The organism is Acinetobacter sp. 228, assembly GCF_048147885.1.
The window spans coordinates 1-1,096 of sequence record NZ_JAYWYV010000526.1 but is presented as its reverse complement, the minus strand read 5'-3'; the positions used below and the strand labels follow the sequence as shown (position 1 = coordinate 1,096).

Below are 1,096 nucleotides of genomic sequence, written 5' to 3'. Positions count from 1 at the left end.
CATATTTATTTAGATCCTTCATTCTTGCCTCTAAATTGGAGCGTTAACTCCACTGAACAAAAAACTGTTGTAGGTTATCGCCAAGGAACAATGATTGATTTTGGTGCACATCAGGTCATCTCAGGATTAGTGAAACTTGTTGATAAAAATAACTCACCGTTATTACCGGGGTATAGCGTTCAAATTAATGGACAGCAAGATGGAGTGGTTGGCTATGACGGTGAAGTGTTTATTTCAAACTTATTAAAACAAAACAAACTTGTAGTCGATCTTCTTGATCATGGCTCATGCCAAGTTGACTTTACCTATAACAGTAATCAGTACTCAACTAAAAAATTGGGACCTTATGTATGTCATTAAATTTTATGAATAAGGCTCAAATAGAGAGCTATAAAAAACTTCCACGGTCTTTAAAATACTTCATAGGCATTTGCTTATTTTATCTCGTTTATGCATTTTTTAGTCCTGCACAAGCTGCTTGCACGGTAAGCGGGACTACAAATAGTACTTTTAATTACACTGCAGCAAATATTAATAGTGATGCAACCGTAAACCTTTCAGGAACAATTACTTGTACGAATTTAGGACTTCCCCAGATTTCTAATTTTATGTGTATGAAAACCGTATTTACAGGAGCAACCACTGCGAATAATAGTGTGACTTTACCCTATACAGTTACTGCAACTGTAGGCGGGGCTGGCTCTTCTACTACCAACCAAACCTCCAATGTGTGGTATGGTCCAGTAGCAACAGTATCATCAAATAATATTGTGAGTTACTCGGTAAATATAAAAGTACCAGCTCGAACAGGGTCTCTCATTGCATATCCTAAAGGAACCTATACGGCTTCGGTTCGGTTGTATTGGGATATGGATCTTTTGGGTTTGTCATGTGGTGATTTACTTGGTGGCTGGGATTCTGGTGATACATTACTAACAGCAAACTTTGTGGTCCCAAGTCTGTGCCAATTAAACTCAACTTCATCTGGAGATTTCGGCACTAGTAATGATATTGGTACGACTAAGCGTGATTACACAGCTCAAGGAGCAGTGAATACTACCTGCAACTATGGAACACCTTATAGCATTTATTTAGG

The 1,096-nt window shown here is 38.0% G+C and carries 2 protein-coding genes; both read left to right on the top strand.

Features of this window, described 5'->3' with window-relative positions; all coding sequences use genetic code 11:
- A partial coding sequence (locus VXQ92_RS20465) for a FimD/PapC C-terminal domain-containing protein (protein WP_416683015.1) occupies positions 1-360 on the top strand: 360 nt, incomplete at its 5' end.
- A partial coding sequence (locus VXQ92_RS20460; RefSeq protein ID WP_416683014.1) for an SCPU domain-containing protein occupies positions 351-1,096 on the top strand: 746 nt, incomplete at its 3' end. The genes VXQ92_RS20465 and VXQ92_RS20460, both read left to right, overlap by 10 nt.